This is a genomic window from Enterovirga sp. (genome assembly GCF_028290205.1).
Lineage (GTDB): Bacteria > Pseudomonadota > Alphaproteobacteria > Rhizobiales > Beijerinckiaceae > Enterovirga.
Genome location: NZ_JAQGKF010000121.1, coordinates 24,392 through 32,720, shown reverse-complemented (window position 1 = coordinate 32,720; position 8,329 = coordinate 24,392). Strand labels below are relative to the sequence as shown.

General features: G+C 69.7%; 7 protein-coding genes. 4 read left to right on the top strand and 3 right to left on the bottom strand.

Going from position 1 to position 8,329, the window contains the following annotated elements; translation table 11 throughout:
* Positions 1-364 precede the first annotated feature (364 nt).
* The 4 genes from JWR86_RS08725 (at position 365) to JWR86_RS08710 (ending at position 5,043) form a co-directional block, all read left to right on the top strand.
* Entirely contained in the window at positions 365-1,618 is a 1,254-nt protein-coding gene (locus JWR86_RS08725; RefSeq protein WP_299563721.1) for a CoA transferase, read from the top strand.
* A gap of 34 nt (positions 1,619-1,652) precedes the next feature.
* Positions 1,653-2,819: a CaiB/BaiF CoA-transferase family protein gene (locus JWR86_RS08720; RefSeq protein ID WP_299563716.1), complete on the top strand. Its 1,167-nt coding sequence runs from the start codon at positions 1,653-1,655 to the stop codon at positions 2,817-2,819.
* A 2-nt stretch (positions 2,820-2,821) separates the two neighbouring features.
* The gene (locus JWR86_RS08715) at positions 2,822-3,928 is read left to right on the top strand and encodes a CoA transferase (RefSeq protein ID WP_299563713.1); all 1,107 of its coding nucleotides are present in this window, start codon (positions 2,822-2,824) and stop codon (positions 3,926-3,928) included.
* A gap of 89 nt (positions 3,929-4,017) precedes the next feature.
* Positions 4,018-5,043 carry an ABC transporter substrate-binding protein gene (locus tag JWR86_RS08710; protein ID WP_299563710.1) on the top strand — a complete coding sequence of 342 codons (1,026 nt, stop codon included), beginning with the start codon at positions 4,018-4,020 and terminating at the stop codon, positions 5,041-5,043.
* Between the two features lie 63 nt (positions 5,044-5,106).
* Here JWR86_RS08710 and JWR86_RS08705 read toward each other — a convergent pair whose 3' ends face one another.
* The 3 genes from JWR86_RS08705 to JWR86_RS08695 are packed head-to-tail and all read right to left on the bottom strand — an operon-like array spanning position 5,107 to position 8,292.
* Positions 5,107-5,460, bottom strand: coding sequence for a hypothetical protein (locus tag JWR86_RS08705; protein ID WP_299563707.1), 354 nt, complete (start codon positions 5,458-5,460; stop codon positions 5,107-5,109).
* Between the two features lie 16 nt (positions 5,461-5,476).
* Positions 5,477-6,580 carry a TRAP transporter substrate-binding protein gene (locus JWR86_RS08700; RefSeq protein ID WP_299563704.1) on the bottom strand — a complete coding sequence of 368 codons (1,104 nt, stop codon included), beginning with the start codon at positions 6,578-6,580 and terminating at the stop codon, positions 5,477-5,479.
* Between the two features lie 44 nt (positions 6,581-6,624).
* Positions 6,625-8,292, bottom strand: coding sequence for an amidohydrolase (locus JWR86_RS08695; RefSeq protein WP_299563701.1), 1,668 nt, complete (start codon positions 8,290-8,292; stop codon positions 6,625-6,627).
* Positions 8,293-8,329 lie beyond the last annotated feature (37 nt).

Below are 8,329 nucleotides of genomic sequence, written 5' to 3'. Positions count from 1 at the left end.
GGCGCGGGCCGCGCGGCCGCGCTCGCAGCGTCCCGGCCAAAGACCTGGCGTGGCTTAGGCCGTCCTCCCCACGACCGCGCGCGCATCGGCGCGCGATGTGTGCGCGCGCCAGCCCAACAGAACGCTCTCCTGGCCTGGCGAGGAGAATATTGCGCGCATTCCCGGAGAAAAACTACACAGACCCAACTTAAAGTCTCGACGGCCTCGATTAAACTCGTCCAGAGATCAGTTGCACCAGGCCGAGATATAGGCCATCCCGTCTCGAAAGATCATGGGAGGACGCGATGGTGCCCTGGCGCGCCGCGACGTTGCGGATGGCCCAGGCTCGACACTGGCTGGCCCCGCCGCCCGCCAGAGCGGCCCGGTGAACACCGCCGACCCGGCCGGCCCGGCGACGGCAGCGCCGGAGGGCGCCCACGCCCTGCAAGGCGCCCCCGCCCTGACCGGCATCCGGGTGGTCGAACTCGCCAATTTCATCGCCGGGCCGTTCATCGGCATGCTGCTGGCCGATCACGGCGCTGAGGTGATCAAGGTTGAGGCGCCCGGGAGCGGGGACGGCATCCGGAGCTGGGGCGGCCGCAAGAACGGCGTCGGCCTCTACCACAAGGCTCTGAACCGCAACAAAAGCAGCGTCACGGCCGATCTCGGGACCGCGCTCGGCCGGGAGGCCGTCAGGCGCCTCGCCGCCAACGCCGATGTGGTCATCGAAAGCTTCCGTCCGGGCACGCTCGAGCGCTGGGGCCTCGGCTATGACGTGCTGGCCGCTCTCAATCCCGGGCTGGTGCTGGTGCGGGTCTCCGGGTTCGGCCAGACCGGGCCATACCGGCTGCGCTCGGGCTTCGGCTCGCTCGCCGAAGCCATGACCGGCTTCGCCTACACCAACGGCTTTCCCGACCGCCCCCCGCTGCTGCCTGGCTTTGCGCTGGCCGACACGACGAGCGGCCTGGCGGGCGCCTTCCTGACCATGGCGGCGCTGGAGGCGCGTCGGGCCAATGGCGGTCGCGGCCAGGTGGTCGATCTGCCGATCTACGATGCGCTCCTGACCATGCTGGGTCCGCACGTGATCGAGTTCGACCAGCTCGGCACGGTCCAGGAACGCTCCGGCAGCCGCCTGCCGCTCGTCTCGCCCCGCAACACGTTCCGGACGCGGGACGGCAAGTGGATCGCCGTGTCGGCCGGGGCTCACGCCGTGTTCCGGCGGCTCTGCGCGGCGCTCGACGTGCCGGAACTCGCCGACGACCCGCTCTTTGCCGACAACCAGGCCCGGCGCCAGAACGCGGACGCGATCGAACAGGCCCTGCAGGCGGCGGTGGGCAGGTTCGACCAGGAGGACCTCGTGCGCCGTTTCGCGGAGCACGATGCGCCCGCGGCCCCCGTCTACAGCGTGGCCGACCTCCTGGCCGATCCGCACGTGGCCGCCCGTGAAAACATCGTCACGGTGCAGGACGAGGAGCTCGCCGGCCCGGTCCGCATGCAGAACGCCATCGGCAAGCTGTCGGCCAACCCGGCGCGTGTCGAGCGGGCCGGCCCCGGGCTCGGCGCGCAGAACCGGGACATCCTGATCGGCCAGCTCGGCTTCACGGCCGACGAACTCGCCGAAGCCGGGATCAGCATCTGAGACACCCGCGGAGCGGGCAAGAGGGAGCACGGGGTTGGCACAAAAGAACGGGGGGCCGCTCAGCGGCGTCAGGATCGTCGAGATCGCCGGCATCGGGCCCTCGCCCCTGTGCTGCTCGCTGCTGGCCGACATGGGCGCGGACATCGTCCGCATCGACCGGCGCGAGCCGAGCGGGCTGGGCTTCGAATTCGCCGGCCCGGAGGCCGATATCCGGCGCCGCGGGCGGCCCTCGATCGCGGTCGACCTGAAGAACCCCGACGGAATCGAGACCGTGCTCGCGCTGGTCGAGAAGGCCGACGCGCTGGTGGATCCGCTGCGCCCGGGCGTGATGGAGCGGCTCGGCCTCGGGCCCGATGTCTGCCTCGCCCGCAACCCGCGCCTCGTGTTCGGCCGCATGACCGGCTGGGGCCAGACGGGCCCTCTCGCCCAGGCAGCCGGCCACGACATCAACTACATCTCGCTCTCCGGCGTGCTGCACGCCATCGGCCCGCGGGAGCGCCCCGTGCCGCCCCTCAACGTGGTGGGGGACATGGGCGGCGGCGCCATGTTCCTGGCCATGGGGCTCCTGGCCGCGATCCTCGAGGCGCGCTCGTCGGGCCTCGGACAGGTCGTGGACGTCGCCATGACGGAGGGCTCGGCCTACCTGGCGCTCGCCTGTTTTGGGCTCGCCTCGGTCGGGCACTGGTCCGAGCAGCGCGAGGACAATTTCATCGACGGCGGCGCGCCGTTCTGGCGCTGCTACGAGACGCGCGACGGGAAGTTCGTCTCGGTCGGCGCTGTGGAGGCGAAGTTCTACGACATGCTGGTCGACATGCTGGGCCTCGACGCGGCGGCTCTGCCCGGCCAGTTCGACAAGCAAGGCTGGCCGGCGCTGTGCGACATCTTCGCCGAGCGCTTCCGGCAGAAGACCCGCGCCGAGTGGTGCGAGATCCTGGAGGGCACGGATGTGTGCTTCGCGCCCGTGCTGAGCTTCACGGAGGCGGCGAGTCACCCCCATAACCAGGCGCGCGGCAGCTTTGTCGAGGTCGACGGCATCGTGCAGCCGGCGCCCGCGCCCCGCTTCAGCCGCACGCCGTCCAGCATCAAAGGCCCGCCGCCGGCCTTTGGCGCGCAGACCGAGGCGGCGCTCGCGGCCTGGGGCTTCTCGGCCGACCGCATCAGGAGCCTGACGGCGGCGCGCGCCATCGGCCGGGAGGGCTGACCATGAAGCTCGAAGGCCTGCTCGTCCTCGATCTGTCGCGCTTCCTGCCCGGCCCCTACATCGCCATGTGCATGGCCGATCACGGCGCCGAGGTGATCAAGATCGAGAGCCGCGACGGCGAGCCGACCCGCACGCTCGGACCCGATGTCGGCGGCCAGACGGTCTATTTCCGCAACACGCAGCGCGGCAAGAAGAGCTGCGAGCTGGATCTGAAATCGGAAGCCGGGCTGGCCGCCTTTCACGAGCTCGCCCGCCGGGCCGATGTGATCGTCGAATCCTTCCGGCCCGGCGTCGCCCGCAGGCTCGGCATCGACTACGAGGCGATCCGGGCCATCAATCCCCGGATCGTCTACTGCGCCCTGTCGGCCTTCGGCCAGACCGGTCCGCGGGCGCAGCGGCCCTCGCACGATCTCGGCGCGCAGGCGATCTCGGGCGTGCTCAGCCTGGCCCGCGGGACCGACGGGCGACCCGTCATGCCGGCCCTGCCGATGGCCGACATCTCTCTCGCCCTGACCGGCCTCTCGGCCATCCTGATGGCGCTGCTACGGCGGGGAACGACGGGAGAGGGCGATTTCATCGACGTGTCCATGCTCGACACGCTGATGACCTGGACGGCGCCGATCGCTCACGACGCGCTCGGCAGCGGCACGCCGCCCCGGCTCGAGACCGAGCGGCTCTATGGCGGCGCGGCGTTCTACAACATCTACGAAACCGCGGACGGCAAGTTCCTGGTGCTGTCCGGCTCGGAGCACAAATTCGCCGAGACCCTTCTGACGGCGCTCGGCCGGCCCGACCTCGTCGGGCTCTGCAGGCAGCCCGCCGGGCCCGTGCAGGACCCGGTCCGGGCGTTCCTCACGGAGACCTTCCGGACCCGGTCCCGCGACGAATGGGACGCGTATCTGTCCCAGCTCGACGTCTGCTACGCGCCGGTGAACGACTTGGCGGAAGGGCTGCTGCAACCGACGCTGCGGGAGCGCGAGATGATTCTCGAAGAGCCCGACGGCACGCTCCGGATCGGCACCCCGTTCAAGTTCGCGCGCGAGCCCGGGCGGGTCGCGACCCGGGGCCCGTCCCAGGGCGAGCATACCGCGGAGGTGATCGGCCGCTGACAAGGCCGCCGGACCGCCCCCGCGCCGCACGAGAAGGACAGCACGCAGACGGACGACGCCCCAACGACCACACCAGCGGGAGGAGCATCATGATCTCACGTCGAACCGTGCTGGCGGGCCTTGCGGCCGCGGCGGGCGGCGGGCCGCTGAGAGCGCAGCAGCCGGCCGTGGAACTGGCGGACGTCCATATCGGCGTCGGGGGCCGCGCCTCGCTCTACTACCTCCCGCTCACCGTCGCCGAGCGGCTCGGCTATTTCCGCGAGGAGGGGCTCACGCCTCGGTTCAGCGACTTCACCGGGGGCTCGCGGACCATGCAGGCGCTGGTCGGGGGCAGCATCGACGTCGCCTCCGGCGCCTTCGAGCACGTGGTCTCGATCCAGCCTAAGGGACTGCGCATCCAGGCCTTCGTGGCCCAGGGTCGCTATCCCAACTTCGCCTTCGCGATCTCCCGCAAGCTGGCCGCGACCTACCGGTCACCCGCCGACCTGAAGGGAGCCCGGATCGGCGTGACGGCGCCCGGTGCCGGCTCGCAGACCTTTGCGGAGATCATCCTGGCCCGGGGCGGCCTCGGCCCCAAGGATGTCTCCTTTATCGGGGTCGGATCGGGCGCAAGCGCGATCGCGGCTCTCCTGCACGACCGCATCGACGCGATCTCGAACATCGACCCGGCCGTGACCCAGGCCGAACGCACGGCCGGCGCCAAGATCATCTACGACGTCCGAACCACGGAGGGCACGCGCGACCTGTTCGGCGGCCCCGTGCCGTCGGGCTGCCTCTATACGGAGGAGGCCTTCGTGCAGAGCAGGCCCGGCACCGTCCAGGCCCTCACCAACGCGATGGTGCGAAGCCTGGTCTGGCTCCGCACGGCGCAGCCGGCCGATCTTCTCGCCGTTGTGCCACCCGCCTACCTGGCGGGGGACCCGGACCTCTACCTCGCGGCCTTCGAGAAGGGCCGGGAGGGCATTTCCAAGGACGGCCGGATCGGCATCGAGGGCGCCCGCAACACGCTGAAAACGCTGCTGAGGGCGGAGCGGTCCCTCTCCGAGAGCCAGTTCCAGCTCGAGACGACGTTCACTGACAGGTTTGTGGAAAAGGCGCTCGCCCGCTTCGGCTAGGCGAGCCAGGGCGGCCGCGGGTGGAGCGCTGCGCCGCCTCGCGGCGCCGGCACGCGAAGTGCGTCAGCGGTAGTCGAGAGCGACGACGGACTGGTCCGGCCCGATGGCCCGGATCAGCCCGAGCTTGGGCAGCGCAGCCTCCGTGGCCGGCCGGTTGCTTTTGAGCGCGATCTCGAGGAGCACCAGCCAGATGTCGAGCCCGGATGCGCCCTCCGGGCAGCACGGGCAGCCGCGAAGCCGGAACTGCCGGCGCTCCGCCCGCTCCTTGGCGACCTTCAGATAATCCTCGGTCGCGCAAGCCGGGCACGGCTGATGGGAGGCGTCGGCGATCTCGGACCTGAGGCGGCCCGAGCCGTCGCAGGTGCCCTGAGGGCCCGAATACCGGCACGCCGGCGCCGCACCGGGTTCCTCGGACACGGTGCCGGACGGCGGCTCAGCGAGACCGGAGGGGCCGGCTGTACATGAAGGTGTCAAAGGTGTGCTCGGCGACGCGGAACCAGAGGTGCTCGTCTTCCATAAACTTGCGCCAGGGCTCGTACACCTTCTTGAAATTCGGGTTCGAGGCCGCAAGCTCGTCGTAGAGCTCCAGGGCAGCCCGGTAGCAGGCCTCCATGACCTCCCGGGGGAAGGCGCGGAACTCCGTGCCAGAGGCTGCGAGCCGGCGCAAAGCGGGCGGGCTCAGCGCGTCGTAGCGGGCCATCATCCACGAGGTGGTGGCCTCGCAGGCCGTCTCCAGGGCCAGCTTGTACTGCGCCGGCAGGGCGTTCCAGGCATCCAGGTTCACCAGCATGGAGACCTGGGCGGTGCCCTCCCACCAGCCCGGATAGTAGTAGTAGCGGGCGACCTTGTTCAGCCCGAGCTTCTCGTCGTCGTAGGGCCCGAGCCACTCGGCCGCGTCGATCACGCCGCGCTCCAGCGCCGGATAGATGTCGCCGGCCGGGATCTGCTGCGGGATGACGCCGAGCTTGCTGAGCACCTGCCCGGCCAGGCCCCCGACCCTGAACTTCAGCCCTTTCAGATCTTCGACGGTCTTGATCTCCCGCCGGAACCAGCCGCCCATCTGGGCCGCCGTGTTCCCGGCCGGGATGCAGAAGACGTTATATTGCTTCCAGAATTCGTTCATCAGTTCCATGCCGCCGCCCTGTGACATCCAGGCGACCTGATGGCGTGAATTGAGCCCGAACGGGATGGCGGCGCTGAAAGCCGAGGTCGGATCCTTGCCGATGTAGTAATAGGTCATCGTGTGACCCGCCTCGACGGTGGCGTTCTGCACGCCGTCGAGCGCCTGCAATCCGCCCATGATCTCGCCGGCCGCGAAAACCTGGATGGTGAACTTGCCGTCGGTGAGCCCGGCCACCTTCCTGGAGATCAGCTCGGCCCCGCCATAGATCGCGTCCAGGCTCTTCGGAAAGCTCGACGTCAGCCGCCACTTCACCGTGGGCTGCGACTGGGCGATGGCGGGTGCCGCGATGGTCGCGGCGGCCGAGGCTGCGGCGGATCCCAGGGCTGTGCGCGTCAGGAACGATCGACGGTCCACGATGCATCTCCACTAGCTGTAAGGGCGACAACCCAAGGGCGGGATCAGACCGAGCGCGCGAAAACCTGCCGGCCCGCCACGAAGGTGCGCTCGACCGCGATGTCCTTGATCGAGTCCTCGGGGCAGGTCAGCGGGTCGTCCGCCAGGACCACGAAATCCGCGGCGCGTCCGAGTTCGAGCGGGCCGCGATCGTTTTCCGCCCAGACCAGCTGGTGGCCCGTGACGGTGCTGATCCGCAGCGCTTCCTCGCGCGTGAGGTGGCTCGGGCCGAGCTTGGTGCCGGAATCGCCGTCAAAGCGGGACAGCGCCTGCCACATGGCAAACAGCATCGAATAGGGGACGTTGTCGGTCGACAGCGCGACCGGCACCCCGGCATCCAGGAGACGACGGATCGGGATCCCCTCGTCGCGCAGCTTGTCGAGCCCGAACCGGTCCGACGCCATGAACATGAAGCCGGGCGTCACGGTCGCGATCAGGCCGAGCTTCTTGATGCGCCTGATCTGGTCGTCGCTCGCCGTGATCACATGGATGATGACCCAGCGCCGCTCGGTGATGTCGACCTGCTCGTTGATCGCCTCATAGGCCCGCAGAACGCGCTCGAGGTCGTAGCAGACGAGGCAGTTCAGCCGGATGCCGAGGCGGGCGGCCGCGACGCCGATCTCCACGAAGCGCTCGTGCGACAGCGACTGGTAGAAGTGCCCGGCCCACTGCTCATAGGGGTAATCCTGCGCGATGGTGGCTGCCACCGTGGCGTCGCCCACATCCACGCAGATCCCCTCGAACCGCAGCAGGCCGTCGCCGCTGCCGCGGTCGCGCAGGTCGCTCGCCCAGTGGTGCAGAAGGTCGGTGATCTTGCGGTTGTCGAAGGCCGCCGACGGCACGCTGAGCGGAATCTGCATCCGGACCGTGAGGTCGCCCCGGGCGTGGACCTGGCGATAGGCGTCGATCAGCGGCGGCGTCAGGCCGTGCCCCTCGTAGCCTGAGGTCGTGCCGGCCGCGCTATAGGCGGCTGAGCCGAGCCGGACCCCGGCGATGCGGTCCTCGTAGGTGAACCGCGGCACGCATTTGAACAGCGTGTACTCCATCAGGGGAGCGTAGTTGCGGTCCAGGAACACGCCGGTCGGCTCGCCGCTCTCGTCGGTGAGCATCTGCGTGTTGTAGGGCGGCTTGCTGTGCCGGGTGACGCCGGCGATGGCCAGCGCCCGGGAATTCGCGACCGTCGGAAACGGCCGGTGGCTCCACCATCCCCACGGGGCCCTGATGAAGACCGGGTGATCGGGCGAGACCGGATCGAGATCGTGCCGGGTCGGAAAGCGCCCCTCAGCCAATTGCTCGGGCCGGTACACATAATCCGTATGGGGCGTGCCCATCGGCATCAGGACGATCCACTCGCCCTTCGGCGTCGCGGCGACGGCGGTCCGCACCACCTCCAGGATCTCGGCGATCGACCGGCAGCCGTCGAGCGGAATGCCGCCACGGGCCTTGAGGCCCTGCCGGTCCATATGCGGGTGGGCGTCGAAAAAGCCCGGAATGACGGTCTGACCCGATACGTCGAGAACGGTGGTGTGCGGCCCCCGGCCGCTCATCACCTCCGGCTCGGTGCCCACCGCCGAAATGCGGCCGTCGCGCACGCCCATGGCCTCGACGACCCGCGAGTCGCCATCGAGCGTGATGATACGCCCTCCACGGATGATCGTGTCGTGTACCGGCATCGTTCGGACCGCCCCATGCACCAATCGCGCCAACGCG

Excerpts from the sequence above, each read along its gene's own strand:
- JWR86_RS08710 (WP_299563710.1), top strand. The coding sequence starts at position 4,018 with ATGATCTCACGTCGAACCGTGCTGGCGGGCCTTGCGGCCGCGGCGGGC.
- JWR86_RS08695 (WP_299563701.1), bottom strand. The coding sequence starts at position 8,292 with ATGCCGGTACACGACACGATCATCCGTGGAGGGCGTATCATCACGCTC.
- JWR86_RS08715 (WP_299563713.1), top strand. The coding sequence starts at position 2,822 with ATGAAGCTCGAAGGCCTGCTCGTCCTCGATCTGTCGCGCTTCCTGCCC.